Origin of the sequence: Microbacterium xanthum (assembly GCF_034531355.1) — a bacterium.
Classification (GTDB): Bacteria; Actinomycetota; Actinomycetes; order Actinomycetales; family Microbacteriaceae; genus Microbacterium; species Microbacterium xanthum.
Map to the genome: position 1 here is coordinate 961,834 of NZ_JAWHUE010000002.1, position 16,047 is coordinate 977,880.

At 70.0% G+C, this 16,047-nt stretch carries 12 protein-coding genes; 10 read left to right on the top strand and 2 right to left on the bottom strand.

All coding sequences use genetic code 11. The features are described 5' to 3' along the window. Window positions 1-19 precede the first annotated feature (19 nt). The 9 genes from RZO50_RS09940 to argH all read left to right on the top strand — a co-directional run bounded on the left by RZO50_RS09940 (window position 20) and on the right by argH (window position 13,079). The gene (locus tag RZO50_RS09940; RefSeq protein ID WP_322599546.1) at window positions 20-3,016 is read left to right on the top strand and encodes an MMPL family transporter; all 2,997 of its coding nucleotides are present in this window, start codon (window positions 20-22) and stop codon (window positions 3,014-3,016) included. Further along, the gene (locus tag RZO50_RS09945; RefSeq protein WP_322599547.1) at window positions 3,013-4,851 is read left to right on the top strand and encodes a hypothetical protein; all 1,839 of its coding nucleotides are present in this window, start codon (window positions 3,013-3,015) and stop codon (window positions 4,849-4,851) included. Before RZO50_RS09940 ends, RZO50_RS09945 begins: the two co-directional genes overlap by 4 nt. Before the next feature lie 277 nt (window positions 4,852-5,128). Then, complete coding sequence (gene argC, locus RZO50_RS09950; RefSeq protein WP_322599548.1) at window positions 5,129-6,238, top strand: N-acetyl-gamma-glutamyl-phosphate reductase; 1,110 nt, start codon at window positions 5,129-5,131, stop codon at window positions 6,236-6,238. Continuing rightward, a complete protein-coding gene (gene argJ / locus RZO50_RS09955; protein WP_322599549.1) occupies window positions 6,235-7,392 on the top strand; it encodes a bifunctional glutamate N-acetyltransferase/amino-acid acetyltransferase ArgJ in 1,158 nt (385 codons plus the stop codon). The genes argC and argJ overlap by 4 nt, the downstream gene beginning before the upstream one ends. Continuing rightward, entirely contained in the window at window positions 7,389-8,288 is a 900-nt protein-coding gene (gene argB, locus RZO50_RS09960; protein ID WP_322599550.1) for an acetylglutamate kinase, read from the top strand. The genes argJ and argB overlap by 4 nt, the downstream gene beginning before the upstream one ends. Beyond that, window positions 8,285-9,538, top strand: coding sequence for an acetylornithine transaminase (locus RZO50_RS09965; RefSeq protein WP_322599551.1), 1,254 nt, complete (start codon window positions 8,285-8,287; stop codon window positions 9,536-9,538). Before argB ends, RZO50_RS09965 begins: the two co-directional genes overlap by 4 nt. Further along, window positions 9,535-10,458 carry an ornithine carbamoyltransferase gene (gene argF / locus RZO50_RS09970; protein ID WP_322599552.1) on the top strand — a complete coding sequence of 308 codons (924 nt, stop codon included), beginning with the start codon at window positions 9,535-9,537 and terminating at the stop codon, window positions 10,456-10,458. Before RZO50_RS09965 ends, argF begins: the two co-directional genes overlap by 4 nt. A 29-nt stretch (window positions 10,459-10,487) precedes the next feature. After that, complete coding sequence (locus RZO50_RS09975; protein WP_322599553.1) at window positions 10,488-11,639, top strand: heparan-alpha-glucosaminide N-acetyltransferase domain-containing protein; 1,152 nt, start codon at window positions 10,488-10,490, stop codon at window positions 11,637-11,639. 9 nt (window positions 11,640-11,648) lie between these two features. Further along, a complete protein-coding gene (gene argH, locus RZO50_RS09980; protein WP_322599554.1) occupies window positions 11,649-13,079 on the top strand; it encodes an argininosuccinate lyase in 1,431 nt (476 codons plus the stop codon). Window positions 13,080-13,098: 19 nt separating this feature from the next. On the opposite strand, the gene RZO50_RS09985 is transcribed toward argH, so the two are convergent. Further along, window positions 13,099-13,680, bottom strand: coding sequence for a hypothetical protein (locus tag RZO50_RS09985; RefSeq protein ID WP_322599555.1), 582 nt, complete (start codon window positions 13,678-13,680; stop codon window positions 13,099-13,101). Window positions 13,681-13,692: 12 nt separating this feature from the next. Further along, window positions 13,693-14,301 (bottom strand): DNA-binding protein, encoded by a 609-nt coding sequence (locus tag RZO50_RS09990; protein WP_322599556.1) that lies wholly within the window; start codon window positions 14,299-14,301, stop codon window positions 13,693-13,695. Window positions 14,302-14,409: 108 nt separating this feature from the next. Between RZO50_RS09990 and tyrS the strand changes: the two genes are divergently transcribed. Next, on the top strand, window positions 14,410-15,714 hold the full coding sequence (gene tyrS, locus RZO50_RS09995) for a tyrosine--tRNA ligase (RefSeq protein ID WP_322599557.1): 1,305 nt from the start codon (window positions 14,410-14,412) through the stop codon (window positions 15,712-15,714). The last annotated feature ends 333 nt before the right edge of the window (window positions 15,715-16,047 follow it).

Below are 16,047 nucleotides of genomic sequence, written 5' to 3' on the forward strand. Positions count from 1 at the left end.
AAACCCCGAGAGGCTGCCGATGTCATCGTTCCTGTACCGAGTCGGTCGCTTCTCTGCTCGCCGCCGGTGGTGGGTGATCGCCTTCTGGCTGATCCTCGCCGTCGGCGGCGGAGCGTTGTCCAATGCCCTGGGCGGACAGCTGCAGAGCTCGTTCGAGATCCCTGGCACAGAGTCCCAGAACGCTTTGGACACCCTCGAACAGCGCTTCCCGCAGCTGAGCGGCGCGAGTACCCGCATCGTGGTGGCGACGTCGGACGGGTCCGGCATCTCGACCGACCAGGATCTCATCGTCACCGCCTGCGAAGACGTCGCCGCCCTCGATGACGTCGCTGTGGTGGAATGCCCGTACGCGATGACCGCGTCCGGGCAGACGCCGGCGTCGTCCGGAAATCCCGCGCAGATCTCCGACGACGGCTCGATGGTCTACATCACCGCCGACCTCACCGTCGCGTCGGCCGCGATCACGGACACGCTCGAAGACAGCATCGAGTCGGCGATGAAGCCGGTCGTCGATGCGGGGCTCGACGTCGCCTACTCGGGCCTTCCGTCGACTGCCTCCTCGGGCGTCGACTGGACCGAGGTGGTCGGGCTCGGGATCGCCTTCGTCGTCCTGGCGATCACCTTCCTCTCGGTCATCGCCGCGGGCGTGCCGCTGATCACCGCGCTGGTGGGCGTCGGTGTCGCCTCGAGCTCCATTCTGATCGTCGCCGCCTTCGCGCCGGTGTCGTCGACGGCGCCGCTCCTGGCGACCATGCTCGGCCTTGCCGTCGGCATCGACTACTCGCTGCTCATCACCTCCCGACATCGCACGCAGCTGGCCGCGGGAATGGCCGTACGGGAGTCGGTCGCGGTGGCCATCTCGACCGCCGGTACAGCGGTCGTGTTCGCCGGCCTGACCGTCATGATCGCTTTGCTGGGTCTCGCGGTGGCCGGTATCCCGTTCCTCACCGTGATGGGTGTCGGCGCGGCCGCCGCGGTCCTGTGCGCCCTCGCCGTCGCCGTCACGTTGTTGCCCGCGATCCTCGCTGTCCTGGGCCGATTGCTGCGTCCGCGGCGCGGTCGGGGACGCGGACGCGCCGCCGACCACGAGAGCGAAGCCCGGGGCGACGACAAGGACCCGGACGGGTCGCAGGCGGACCAGGCGGCCGCGGAGGAGAACGCCGAGGCCGCGGAGGATGAGGGATCCGACGAACCTTCGGACGGGGCTGCGGCGGAAGATGCCCGGGATCAGCCGGCGGCGGCGCCGCGCCCGGCGTTCTGGGGGCGCGCGGTGACCGCATCACCGGTGGTCACCATCGTCGTGGTCTTCGCCGCGCTGATCGCCCTGGCCCTGCCCGCCATGGGGCTGCGACTCACCCTGCCCGACGCCGGCTACGATCCGGAGGGGACCACGGCGCGGACGGCGTACGACATGCTCGACAGTGGATTCGGGCCCGGCTTCAACGGGCCTCTCGTGATCACGGCCGACATCTCGGAGACGCTGGACGTGGAGGGGGCGCTGTCGGCGCTCGACGACGAGTTCGCCACGGTTCCCGACGTCGCATCGACCACCCAGGCCGTCCCCAACGAAGCCCTCGACCTGGCGGTGCTCACCATCATTCCCGACAGCGCGCCCGCCGACCAGAAGACCGCCGCTCTGGTCAGCGAGCTGCGGGCGATGGCGCCGGCGTTCGAAGCGGCGAACGGCTTCACATACGACGTGACAGGCCAGACCGCGCTCGCGATCGACATCTCCGATCGGCTCGGCGCCGCGCTCCCGCCCTTCGCCCTCGTCGTGGTCGGGCTGTGCATCGTGCTCCTGACGATCATGTTCCGGTCCGTCGCGGTCCCGGTGTCGGCGACGGTGGGTTACCTTCTCACCGTCGGCGCATCACTGGGGCTGGCCACCCTCGTGTTCGAGCACGGTGTCGGCGCGGACCTGGTCGGGGTGGTCAAGGTCGGTCCGGTCGTGAGTTTCATGCCGATCCTCGTCATGGCGGTTCTGTTCGGACTCGCGATGGACTACCACGTGTTCCTGGTGTCCCGGATGCGCGAGCATTTCTCCGAGACGCGCGACGCCGCGGCGTCCGTGCTGCGGGGGTTCACCGCTTCGGCGCGGGTGGTCACCGCGGCCGCGCTCATCATGTTCTCCGTTTTCTTCTCCTTCGTGCCGGGCGGATCTGCGATCATCCAGCCCATCGCACTCGCTCTCGGCGTCGGCGTCCTCATCGACGCCTTCGTCGTGCGGATGACCCTCGTTCCGGCGGTGATGATGCTGCTCGGTGACAAGGCTTGGTGGTTGCCGGCCTGGCTCGAGCGACTCCTGCCGAACGCGGACATCGAAGGCGAGGAGGTCCAGCGCATGCTGCGCCAACGCGAATGGGCCGAAGCCGGGGAACGCGGCGGGGTGCATGCCGATGCTCTGCGGGTCGGCGACAGCGAGCCGGTGACGTTCGCCGCACGGGGACGCGATCTGCTTCTGATCGGAGGGCGAGGTGCCGGTGCCGTCGTCGCGGCCGTCGCAGGCCGTGCCGCGGTCACCGAGGGGGATCTGCGTGTGTTCGACAGGATCGTTCCCTTCGACCGCGCAGCGATCGCCCGCCAGAGCGCGTACGTGCCGGCTGTTGCCGATGCGCCCGCGGGGGAGACGGTGGAGGAACGCCTCCGGGGGCGCACCACCGCGGGACCGATGCGCGACGAGCGCGAGGCCGCGGCCGCGGAGACTTTCGATCGGCTCATGGACACCCTGCGTCCCGGCGACGCTCCGGATATCGCACCCCATACGCCGGTGTCGCACCTCGACGACGGTGGCCGGTGGGCGCTCGATGTCGCAGCCGCGCTCGCGGGCGAGCGACCACTCGTCGCGATCGACCTCACCGGACGGGAGCCGGCGGCCGCGCTGCTGTCGGTGGTCGTGGCCCGCGCACCGCACGCCGCGACGCTCGTCCTCGCCACCGACGCGCCGTGCCCTGTCACCGACCGCACGGTCGTCGCCGTCGCCGCGGGTCCTGCGGCGGAAGCGGAGGTGTTCGCATGAGCCGGTTCTGGCCTCTCGCGTCCGCGCCCGCCGTGGGCCGCGCACGCTGGCCGCTGATCATCGTGATCTCGCTTGCCGTGATCGCGCCGATGCTCGTCGTCCTCGCGCTCGCGCCGAAGTCGGGAGGCGACGCGGTCCCCGCCGCGATCGTGAACCTGGACGTGCCGATCCAGGATGCCGACTCGACCGTCGCCGCCGGAAAGCTCCTGACCCAGAACCTCGTGACTTCCGACGACGACATCGCGTGGACGCTCACGGATGCCGACACCGCCTCCGCGGGCCTCGCCGACGGCACCTTCCAAGCGGTCGTGACGATCCCTGCCGATTTCTCCAAGACAGTCTCCAGCATCTCGACCGACGACCCCTCGGTATCGACGCTGGCCGTGCAGACCAGCACCGAGCACGGGTACGTCGGGGGTGTGGTGGCCGAGGCGGTCGCCGTCGGCCTTCCCGCGGACGTGTCGCAGGAGCTCACCCAGGAGTACGTCGCCGGAACGCTGGCGGCCTTCGCGGAGCTGCACGACGGACTGTCCGAACTGGCGACCGGGGTGGCGGGGCTTCAGGAGGGAACCGACGCGGCGACGGCCGGCGCCGAAGAGCTCGCGGCGGATGCGCAGCTCCTCGCAGACGGCATCGCCGAAATCGACCGCGTCATCGAGGTGCTTCCGCAGGGCGCGACGGACCTCGGCACGCTGAGCGCGGACGGCGCGGCGGCGTCGGCATCCCTGGCCGAGTCGCTTGCGGCGTCCTCGTTCGAGCTCGCGGAACTCGCCGTCGCGCAGAGCCTCGGCGTCGACGCACTCGGCGACCTCGAAGACGCCGTGCGGGCCGACCCGACGGCACCGGCCGGAGATTTCCTGGATGAGATCGCGGCGCTCCGGCAAGGCGCCGCCGTCGTGGAAGAGGACATCGCCGGACAGTCGCGTGCCCTCGCCGCCGACGCGGCCGACGCCGCCGTGATCGCGGTCGGTGCGGAGGGCATCGCGGTGATCAGCGGGCCGGTCGCCCAGGGCTTGACGACGCTCGCGGCGCTCACCGATGAGGCCGCAGCCGGTTCCGTCGGACTCGCCGAGGGGATCAGCGCCCTCGCAACGGGCCTCGTCCAGCTCGGCGCCGCGACGGACGAGGTCGCCACGGGCACAGACGAGATCGCCGCGTCCGTCCCTGACTACAGCGACGACCAGCAGAAGGACATCGCCTCCGTGGTCGCGCAGCCGATCACCTCGAGCATCGACATGGTCGCGGGTCCACCCAGTGCGCTCGCCGCCACGCTCGCGGCGGTCGTGCCGATCTCGCTGTGGCTGGGAGCGATGGCGACGTTCACCGTCATCGCGCCGTTCTCGCGTTCGCAGGTGTCCACGTCCCGCTCGCCCGCACGGATCGCCATCGACGGGGCGCTGGTGGCGATCGGCGTCGGGACCGTGCAGGCCGTCCTCGTGTGGCTCGCGATGGCGTTGCTGGGGGCGGCCCCGGAACGACTGCTCGTCGCCTTCGGTCTGATCCTGGCCGCCGCCATCGCGTTCGCGCTCGTGCACCAGGCGCTGGTCGCCCTGCTCGGCCGCGTCGGGCTCGTGTTCTCGGCCGTCGCCCTCGGGCTCCAGCTGGTCGCGTCGGGCACGCTGGTCGCGGGCATCCACGATCCGACCGTCGCGCTGCTTCCCCTGAGCATCGCGCTGCAGGGCGGCGACGCGCTCATGGGCGGCTCGTTGCACGCCGTCCTCGCATCGGCGGTCGGCCTCGGGATCTGGGCGGTGCTCGCCGTCATCGGCACCGGTGTCGCCGTCGCCCGGGAACGTCGGCGCACCCTGGCCGGACTCGTCGCCGGCGCGGTGTGACCGCCTGCCCTCGGACCCATCGCGATTTGCCCTGCCCGCTCGCACGCGACTATCGTCAGCCCCATGCTTCCGGCTGCCTCGGTCCCGACGGTGCCCGCCATGGGCCCGGTGCTCGTCGTCGGCTCGCAGCCGACGCGCACCGCCTCGTCGCGCCGACGCCACCTCGGTTCGCTCCGTCGCGGCCGCCGACTTTAGGCGACCTCGCACGCGGTCCTCATCGGACCGGCGGGTGTCGCCGTCTCCAGGCTCCGACTCCTTCGAAACTAAGGTGGAACGCATGACCTATTCGGTCGCCGTCTCCGGCGCATCCGGCTACGCCGGTGGTGAGATCCTGCGGTTGCTCGCCGCGCATCCCGACGTCGAGATCCGCACCGTCACGGCGCATTCGACCGCCGGCCAGCCTCTCATCCAGCACCAGCCGCACCTGCGATCGCTGGCGCACCTGACGATCCAACCGACCTCGGCCGAGGTGCTCGCCGGGCACGATGTCGTGTTCTTGGCCCTGCCGCACGGCCAGTCGGGGCAGTACACCGATGCGCTCGGGGATGCCGCGCTCGTGATCGACGCCGGCGCCGACCACCGGCTCGCGTCGGAAGAGGCGTGGAACGCGTTCTACGGCGGGGCGTTCCACGAGCCTTGGACCTACGGCGTTCCGGAACTGCTCGTCGACGGCGGCAAGCAGCGACAGCGGCTGGTGGGCGCGACGCGGATCGCCGCACCGGGCTGCAATGCCTCGACCGTGAGTCTGAGCCTTGCGCCGGGCGTGGCCGCCGGCGTCATCGACCCGTCTGACATCGTCAGCGTGCTCGCCGTCGGGCCCTCCGGCGCGGGCAAGGCCGCCAAGACGAACCTCCTCGCTGCCGAGATCCTGGGAACGGCGAACCCGTATGCCGTCGGCGGTACGCACCGTCACATCCCCGAGATCCGCCAAGCCCTCACCGCCGCGATGTCGGACGATCGCCCCGATGTCGGAGGGATCGCCGCGGCCTCTCCGACATCGGACGGATTCTCCGACGAGCGACGGGTCGGGATCTCCTTCACGCCGGTGCTCGTGCCGATGTCGCGCGGCATCCTCGCCACGTCGACCGCCCCGATCACCCCCGGCGTCACGGATGCGCAGATCCGGGATGCCTGGGAGTCGGCCTACGCGGACGAGCCCTTCGTGCACGTGCTGCCCGAGGGGGCGTTTCCCCGCACCGCCGACGTCATCGGCGCCAACACGGCTCTCCTCGGGCTGGCGATCGACCGGTCGGCGAACCGCGTCGTGGTGGTCGCGGCCGTCGACAACCTCGTCAAGGGCACCGCGGGCGCGGCCGTCCAATCCATGAACATCGCGCTCGGCCTCCCCGAGGACCGTGCCCTCACCGTGAACGGAGTGGCCCCGTGAGCGTCACCGCAGCGCAGGGATTCGAGGCAGCCGGGGTGGCTGCCGGCCTGAAGTCGACCGGCAAGCCCGACGTCGCCGTGGTCGTGAACCGGGGCCCGCTCACGGCCGGCGCCGCCGTCTTCACGTCCAACCGCGCCAAAGCGAATCCGATCCTGTGGTCGGAACAGGTCGTCAAGGACGGTGCGATCGAGGCGATCGTGTTGAACTCCGGGGGCGCGAACTGCTTCACCGGCAGCTTCGGCTTCCAGACCACCCACCAGACCGCTGAGCGGGCCGCCGAGCTCCTCGGGATCGGCGCCGGTGACGTCGTCGTGTGCTCGACCGGTCTGATCGGCACCGGTGACGAGGTGTTCCGCGCGAAGGTGCTCGATGGGACGGAGCGGGCGATCGCCTCCCTGTCCGCCGACGGGGGAGAGGACGCCTCGCTCGCGATCATGACCACCGACTCGCGCCCGAAGCGCTCGGTGCGCACGCGGGACGGCTGGACGATCGGCGGCATGGCCAAGGGGGCCGGGATGCTGGCGCCGGGGCTGGCGACCATGCTCGTCGTCATCACCACCGATGCCGTGCTCCCGGCGGCGGATGTCGACGACCACCTGCGGGCCGCCACGCGCGTCAGCTTCGACCGGCTCGACTCGGATGGCTGCATGTCCACCAATGATCAGGTGACCCTCATGGCCAGCGGCGCATCCGGGATCACGCCGGAACCCGACGCCTTCCGCGCCGCGCTCACCGAGGTGTGCACCGATCTTGCGATCCAACTGCAGTCCGACGCGGAGGGCGCGAGCCACGACATCACGATCGAGGTCGTCGGGGCGGCCTCCGAAGAAGACGCCGTCGACGTCGGACGCTCGGTCGCACGTAACAACCTCTTCAAGGCGGCGATCTTCGGCAACGACCCCAACTGGGGCCGCGTGCTGGCGGCGATCGGCACGACCGACGCGTCGTTCGATCCGTACGACGTGGACGTCTCGATGAACGGTGTCCGCGTGTGCACGGCCGGGGGGCCGGACCGCCCGCGCGACGAGGTCGACCTGACCCCGCGCGCGACCCACGTGCTGATCGACCTCCGCGTCGGCGACGCCGCGGCGACGATCTACACCAACGACCTCACCCACGATTACGTCCACGAGAACAGCGCCTACTCCTCATGACCGACATCCAGGACACCGATCCGACCACCGCCAGCGCCCGGGTGGAGGCGATGATCGAGTCGCTGCCGTGGCTGCAGCGCTTCCGCGACCAGATCATCGTCATCAAGTACGGCGGCAACGCGATGGTCTCGGACGAGCTGCAGGAGGCCTTCGCCGCCGACATCGCCTACCTCCGCTACGTGGGCGTGAAACCGGTCATCGTCCACGGCGGCGGGCCGCAGATCTCGTCGATGCTCGACCGCCTCGCGATCCCGAGCGAGTTCAAGGGCGGCTACCGGGTCACCACCACCGAGGCGATCTCCGTGGTGCGCATGGTTCTCACCGGACAGATCAATCCGCAGCTCGTGGCGAAGATCAACGCCCACGGTCCGCTGGCGACGGGTTTGTCCGGCGAAGACGCGGGGCTGTTCACGGGGCGTCGTCGCGGCGTGATGCTCGACGGGGTGGAGCACGACCTGGGCCGGGTGGGCGACGTCGTGGATGTCGACCCGCAGCCGGTGCTCGATCAGCTCGAGGCCGGACGCATTCCGGTGGTCTCCAGCATCGCCCCGGACACCGACAACCCCGGTCAGTCGCTGAACGTGAACGCGGACGCGGCCGCTTCGGCCCTGGCCGTGGCCTTGGGCGCGGCGAAACTCGTGGTGCTGACCGATGTCGCCGGTCTCTACGCCGACTGGCCCAACCGGGACTCCCTCGTGTCGCATCTGACGGCGGCCGAGCTGACGGGGATGCTGCCCACCCTCGAGTCGGGGATGATCCCCAAGATGACCGCGTGCCTGCACGCGGTGCAGGGCGGTGTCGAGACGGCTGCCATCATCGACGGGCGCGTGCCGCATTCGGTGCTGGTGGAGATCTTCACGAACAAGGGAATCGGGACCGAGGTGGTGAACGGATGACCGGGACGACGACATGGCGGGAAGACGCCGGACGGGATCTGGTCCGCAACGTCGGCGACCGGTTCGCTCTCTTCGTCCGCGGCGAGGGCGCCTACCTCTGGGATGAAGACGGCACGCGCTACCTCGATTTCCTCGCCGGTATCGCCGTGAATTCGCTCGGACACGCGCATCCGGTGTTCGTGGACGCGGTGGCCGGCCAGGCGGCGACCCTCGCGCACGTCTCGAACTACTTCGCGACCCCGCCCCAGCTCGCCCTGGCGGCGAAACTGAAGCAGCTCGCCGGGACCGGGCCCGACGGCCGCGTGTACTTCGCCAATTCCGGAGCCGAGGCGAACGAGGCGGCTTTCAAGCTCGCCCGCCTGCACGGTGCCTCTCAGGATGCCCGTGCCGCCCGGCCGCGCGTCCTGACGCTGGAGAACGCCTTCCACGGCCGCACCATGGGGACCCTCGCGATGACGGGCAAGCCCGCCATGCAAGAGCCGTTCCTTCCCATGGTCGCCGGTGTCGAGCACATCGCACCCACGGTGGCCGCCCTCGAGGCGGCGATGGCGGACGACGTCGCCGCTCTCGTCGTCGAGCCGATTCAGGGCGAGGCGGGCGTGGTCGACCTTCCGGACGGGTACCTCGAGCGGGCACGGGAGCTCACCTCACGCCACGGCGCATTGCTGATCGTCGATGAGATCCAGACCGGGGCGGGGCGCACCGGAGCGTGGTTCGGCTTCCAGCACGCGGGGATCGTGCCCGACGCGATCACGGTCGCCAAGGGCATCGGCGGCGGCTTCCCGATCGGGGCCCTCGTCACGTTCGGTGAGACCAGCGAGCTGTTCTACCCCGGGACCCACGGGTCCACCTTCGGAGGCAACGCGCTGGGGACCGCGGTGTCCCTCGCGGTGCTCGACGAGATCGAGCGGGCCGGTCTGGTCGAGAACGCCTCGGCGCGGGGAGTCCAGATCCGCGAGCGCATCGCGTCGATCGGATCGCCATTGGTGCGCGGCACCCGCGGCCGCGGCCTCCTCATCGGGGTCGCGTTGCAGCACCCGGTCGCGGGGGCGGTCGTCGCCGCGGCGCAGGAGCACGGACTGATCGTCAACGCCGCCAACCCGTCGACGGTGAGGATCGCCCCACCGCTGAACATCGGCGACGTCGAGATCGACGACTTCATCGGACTGTTCACCCGTGCTCTGGCAACGGTGGAGACGTCCGTTCTGCTGGACGCCGACCATTCGGCCACGACGGAGGTATCCGCATGACCCGACACCTGCTCCGCGACGACGACCTCACCTCCGCGGAACAGCGCGAGATCCTCGATCTCGCGCTCGCGCTGAAGAAGGACAGGTGGAAGCTCAAGCCGCTCGAGGGCCCACAGACCGTCGCGGTCATCTTCGACAAGTCATCCACGCGCACCCGGGTGTCCTTCGCCGTGGGGATCGCCGATCTCGGGGGATCCCCGTTGATCATCTCGACCGCCAACAGCCAACTGGGCGGCAAGGAGACCCCGGCCGACACCGCCAGGGTGCTGGAGCGTCAGGTCGCGGCGATCGTGTGGCGCACCTACGCGCAGGCGGGGCTCGAGCAGATGGCCGAAGGAACGCGTGTGCCGGTGGTCAACGCCCTCAGCGACGATTTCCACCCCTGTCAGTTGCTGGCCGACCTGCTGACGATCCGTGAGCACAAGGGTGATCTCGAGGGGCTGACGCTCGCGTTCTTCGGAGATGGACGCAGCAACATGGCCCACTCGTACGTGTTGGCCGGAGTCACGGCGGGGATGCATGTCAGGGTCGCGTCGCCGGAGCATTACGCGCCGCGGGACGATGTGATCTCCGACGCGGATCGTCGTGCGGCCGAGACGGGAGGGTCGGTGACGCTGTTCACCGACCCGAACGAGGCCGCCGCCGGCGCTGACGTGGTCGTCACCGACACCTGGGTGTCGATGGGCAAAGAGGAGGAGAAGCTCGCGCGACTCCGCGACCTCGGCGAGTACAAGGTCACCACCGACCTGATGCGGTTGGCCGAGGACGACGCGGTCTTCATCCACTGCCTGCCGGCGGACCGCGGCTACGAGGTCGACGCCGAGGTCATCGACGGACCGCAGAGCGTGGTGTGGGACGAGGCAGAGAACCGACTCCATGCGCAGAAGGCGTTGCTGGTCTGGCTCCTGCGCCAGGACTGACCCGGCGCCGTACGAAGATCGATCCGACGATGACGGCCTCGGGACCTCCCGACGCGCGGGCACGAGCGTGGCAGCTGAACGCTGCCGGCCGCATCGCCGGGATCGACCTCGCGCGGGGGCTCGCCGTGATCGGCATGCTCGCCGCGCACCTGCTGTGGCTCGGCGACAGCGTCGTGCTGTCGGATCCGTCGACGTGGTCGAACATCGCCGCGGGGCGTTCCTCGATTCTGTTCGCGACCCTCGCGGGGGTGTCACTCGGGCTGCTCACGGGCGGCGCCGTCCCCGTGTCCGCGGACCGGCTCGCCCTCTCGCGGCGTCGGATCGCCGTGCGCGCGGCGCTCTTGTGGGTCCTCGGGATGCTGCTGATCGCGACGGGCGTGCCGGTCTACGTCATCCTGCCCGCCTACGCGTTGCTGTTCCTGCTCGCCCTTCCGGCCCTGGGTCTGGCGGCGCCGGTGCTGTTCGCCCTGGCGGCCCTGGTCGCTCTGGTCATGCCTTTCGTGCAGGTGTTCCTCGACGACCTGACGTTCTGGACCACCCCGCTCGGAGAGGGGGCGGCCCTCGCTGTCGGATGGCAGTATCCGTTCCCGGTCTGGATCTGTTTCGTGCTCGCCGGTCTCGGACTGGCCCGAGCCGACCTGATGCGACGCGCCACGCAGATCGGCGCGATGGTGGTGGGCGGGGCGCTGGCGATCGCCGCCTACGGATCGAACGCTGTGAGCGGTTTCGAGCCCGGCGACGAGTGGACGACGTATCTCGGCGCGGTGTGGACCGCGCGACCGCACTCGACGGGATTGCTGGAAGTCGTGGGCTCGGGGGGCCTCGCCATCGCGGTGATCGGCGCGTGCGTGCTGGCGTGCATGTGGCCGGGGCGCACGATGAGCCCGGTCGGATGGCTCGCTCTCCCCATCCGCGCGGTCGGTGCGATGCCGCTGACGGCGTACACCGTGCAACTCGTGGCCTGGGCGCTGATCGCGGCGGTCGTGCTGGGCGATCCATCCGATCTCGCGGGGTTCCGTGATCTCGACCTCTTCTGGATCCTCACCGCGTCGATCGTGGCCGGCGCGACCGCCTGGGCGCTCCTGGTGGGGCGGGGGCCGCTGGAGGCCGCGACCGACCGCATCGCGCGCACGCTGGTGCCGGGTCGTCCGCCTGCCAGTGGGACCTCCGGCGATCGGTAGGCTGACACGGTGAGCGAGAGCAAGAGCGAAGGCACGAACGAAGGCGCCCTGTGGGGCGCGCGATTCGCGACGGGACCGTCGCCTGAGCTGGAGGCGCTGAGTCGCTCGACGCACTTCGACTGGGCGATGGCACCCTATGATCTCGCCGGCTCGCACGCCCACGCCAAGGCGCTCGCCGCAGCCGGCTACCTGGATGCCGACGAGGAAGCGGCGATGCACGCCGGACTCGACGCACTCGCGGAGCGTGTCGCGGACGGGTCTCTGAAGCCCTCACCGCACGACGAGGACGTGCACGGAGCGCTGGAGGCCGCGCTGATCGCGGAGGTCGGCCCGCACCTGGGGGGCAAACTCCGCGCAGGGCGCAGTCGCAACGACCAGATCGCGACCCTCATCCGCCTCTACCTGCTCGACCATGCGCGCACGATCGCGCGCGAGGTCCTCCGCGTCATCGACGCGCTGACGGCTCAGGCCGAGGCGCACGCCGAGGCGATCATGCCCGGCCGCACCCACCTCCAGCACGCGCAGCCGGTGCTGCTGGCCCACCATCTCCAAGCCCACGCGTGGCCGCTCGTGCGCGATCTCGAGCGCCTCCGCGACTGGTCCGCGCGAGCGTCGGTCTCGCCGTACGGGGGCGGCGCGCTTGCCGGGTCGACCCTCGGGTTGGACCCCCAGCTGGTCGCGGACGAGCTGGGTCTCGCCCGACCGGCGGAGAACTCGCTCGACGGCACGTCATCTCGCGATGTCGTGGCCGAGTTCGCCTTCATCGCCGCGATGATCGGGATCGACCTGTCGCGGCTGTCGGAGGAGATCATCCTCTGGAACACCCGGGAGTTCGGCTTCGTCACGTTGGATGACGGCTACTCCACCGGTTCGAGCATCATGCCGCAGAAGAAGAACCCCGACATCGCAGAGCTCGCGCGAGGCAAGTCGGGGCGCCTCATCGGAAACCTGTCGGGTCTGCTTGCGACACTCAAGGCGCTCCCGATCGCCTACAACCGCGACCTGCAAGAGGACAAGGAGCCCGTCTTCGACTCCGTGGCCACCCTGGAGCTCGTTCTGCCGGCATTCGCCGGCATGATCGCGACGCTGCGCTTCGACACGACGCGTATGGCGGAGCTCGCTCCGGCGGGATTCTCCCTCGCCACCGACGTCGCCGAGTGGTTGGTCAAGCGCGGTGTTCCCTTCCGCGAGGCTCATGAGATCTCGGGCAGCCTGGTGCGGGTCTGCGAGGAGCGCGGCCTCGAGCTGCACGAGGCGTCGGACGCGGTCCTCGTCGACGTCTCGTCACATCTGACCCCGGATGTACGGGACGTGCTGACCGTCGAAGGGTCGGTGGCCAGCCGGACGGGACTCGGCGGCACCGCGCCGATCCGGGTGGCCGAGCAACGTGTCGAGCTCGTGGAGCGCGCACAAGCCGCCGCGCACGCTCTCGGTCTCTGACCGGCCCGCCGACGATTCGTCACCAGACGGCGAATCGCACCGTTGCGGCGACCGCGCACGCCCACACCAGACTGGCGAGCGTGCCGATGATGAACCGCTCTCGCGCCTCGGAGCTGGCCAGCTCGGAGAATCGTCCGATCCCCTTGAGGGCGACGACCACCGCGAGTCCCTCGGGGAAGCCCACGAGGATCGTCACGGTCGCCGCCACGCGCTCGAGGTAGCCGATCGTCGTTCCGCCGAGGAGAACCTCTCGGACCGCGGCGTCTCCCTCGCGCGTGGTCCGGAGCAGGATCCCGCCGTGTTCGCCTTCACGGACGGCGCCGGCGGTCGCGCGTCTGAGGACGTCGCGGGTGAAGGGGTTTCCGCCCACGACGGCGACGGCCGAGCCGAGGAGCGCCAGGGGGAAGGAGACCGCCGGGGGCAGTGGAACCGGGACCACCACGACGGCGGTCAGCATCACCGCGACGGCGACGCCGGTGATCGTGATGAGGATCGGTGAGTCTCGGCGGGTGGTGACGACCACGGCCACCAGCGCCAGCGACATCCCGAGGAGGAGCGCGGCGGCCGTGCTGATGGTGATCAACGGCTCGGGCGACAGCATGTCGTCAGTGTGTCACGGGCCGTCGACGTCGTCGGGGGAGTCGGCGGCATGCTCGAGAACGTGTACGAGCGCGGGGGTCGCAGCCTCTTCGAGCCGGAGTCCGGCGGCCTTCGCCCGAAGGCTCACCGCGCCGGCGCTGATGCCGAGTCGCTCGGCGGCCTCGCGTTGCGTCATGCCCTCGGCGAGGAGGTCGAAAACCTCCCACCCTTCCGGGCTGCGACGGTCGCGCAGATCGATCAGCAGGGCCACCAGTGCATCCGCGTCGTGTCCGCCCGAGCCGCCGACGACGGTGCATCGAGAACTCGCCGACTTCGCCCGTTCGACGGCCTCCCGAGCCGCGACGAACGCGATCCCGCGTCCGGCTCGGACGCTGGAGGGAAGGGGGCGTTCGACCGGACCGGCGCCCACCCCCACGCTCCAGTCGCCGGTGCGGGTCAAGGTGAGCAGCGTCGCCAGCGCCAACGCCGGGTCAGCCGTGGCCATCTGGATCTCGTCGCCGGCGGTTCTCTCCGGTCGGGCCGCCCAGCGGTCTTCACCGAGTCGGTCGAGCAGGTCGAGGGCCGGGGGGACCAGGTCATCTCCATCCCGGCTGTTCCGCTGGTCACTGGTGATCACGAACATGACCTGAGTTTAGCTCAAAGACATAACGCGTACATAAATAAGCGTAGAAACTAAATTATCCCGTGGTTCGCGTGCGGTGGCGCACAGCGCCGCTGATAGCCTTTCACGGTGTCTGAAACCGTCGTGAGCGCGGTCGTGCCCAAGAACGACCCGACCTTCGAGAACGTCTGGGACGAGCTCGTCTGGCGGGGGTTGGTGCATGTGTCCACCGATCGGGACGCGCTGCGCTCGTTGCTCGGCGGGTCTGCCACGACGTTCTACTGCGGTTTCGACCCGACGGCCCCCAGCCTTCACCTCGGTCACCTCGTGCAGCTGCTCACCATGAGGCGTCTCCAGCTCGCAGGCCACCGCCCCCTCGGTCTCGTCGGGGGGTCGACCGGCCTCATCGGTGACCCGCGGCCCACAGCCGAGCGCACCCTCAACACGCGCGAGACCGTCGCGGAGTGGGTGGAGAGTCTGCGGGCTCAGGTGGAGCGCTACCTGAGCTTCGAGGGCGAGAACGCCGCGCGCATGGTGAACAATCTCGATTGGACCGCACCGCTGTCGGCCATCGATTTCCTGCGCGAGATCGGCAAGCACTACCGCGTCGGCACCATGATCAAGAAGGACGCCGTCAGTGCGCGCCTGAACTCGGATGCCGGTATCAGTTACACCGAGTTCAGCTACCAGATCCTTCAGGGCCTCGACTTCCTCGAGCTTCATCGTCAGTACGGATGCATGCTCCAGACCGGTGGCAGCGACCAGTGGGGCAACCTCACCAGTGGCACCGACCTCGTCCACCGTGTCGAGGGCGTCTCGGTCCATGCGATCGGCACGCCGCTGATCACGAACAGCGATGGCACCAAGTTCGGCAAGAGCGAGGGCAACGCGATCTGGATCGACGCCGAGCTCACCAGCCCGTACGCGTTCTACCAGTTCTGGCTCAACACGGACGACCGCGATGTGATCGAGCGCCTCAAGGTGTTCACGTTCCTCACCCGAGACGAGATCGAGGAATACGACAGGGTCGTCGCGGAGGAGCCGTTCCGTCGCGCGGCCCAGCGTCGACTGGCTCGCGAGGTCTCCACCATCGTGCATGGCGTCGAGGCGACGGAGGCGGTGATCGCCGCTTCCGATGCCCTGTTCGGCAAGGGGGACCTGACGTCTCTCGATGCGGGCACGCTGCGTCAGGCCCTGCAGGAGCTGCCTCACGCGTCGGTTGCGCCCGACAGCGCCGTCGTCGATGCACTGGTCGCGACCGGGCTCGTGTCGAGTCTGTCCGAGGCGCGCCGCGCGATCGCGCAGGGCGGCGTGACGATGAACGGCGCCAAGGTCGCCGACGACGCCGCCCGGGTCTCGGGGGATCTTCCAGGCGGCGTGGCGGTCCTGCGGCGCGGCAAGAAGACGCTCGCCGGGCTTTTCCTCGACATCTGACGCCTCGCACGACCACAGGCGCAGCCCGGCTTGCCGTTCGCGGGGAGCGCCGACCGGGCGTCGCATGCGACGCGCTCTGCGGCGCGCGCCCTCCGTGCACCCATCCGGAGGCGAGTCGGGTGCGCCGGCGCCGAGGAGGGGTCGCGTCTCTCCCGCCCGAGACGTCGGCCGACTGTCCCAACATCGGCGTGATTCCGCGGTTCTCCGCGTGCGACACGCCCGGGGTGTGGGTTGGGTTTGCTGGGTGGGGGGATTGTGCGTAATGTTCTTGTTGTTCGCCCCAAAGGGGAGAGCGGAGCGGCCGGAAGGCCCCGCCCCCTCAAGTAGCGGACC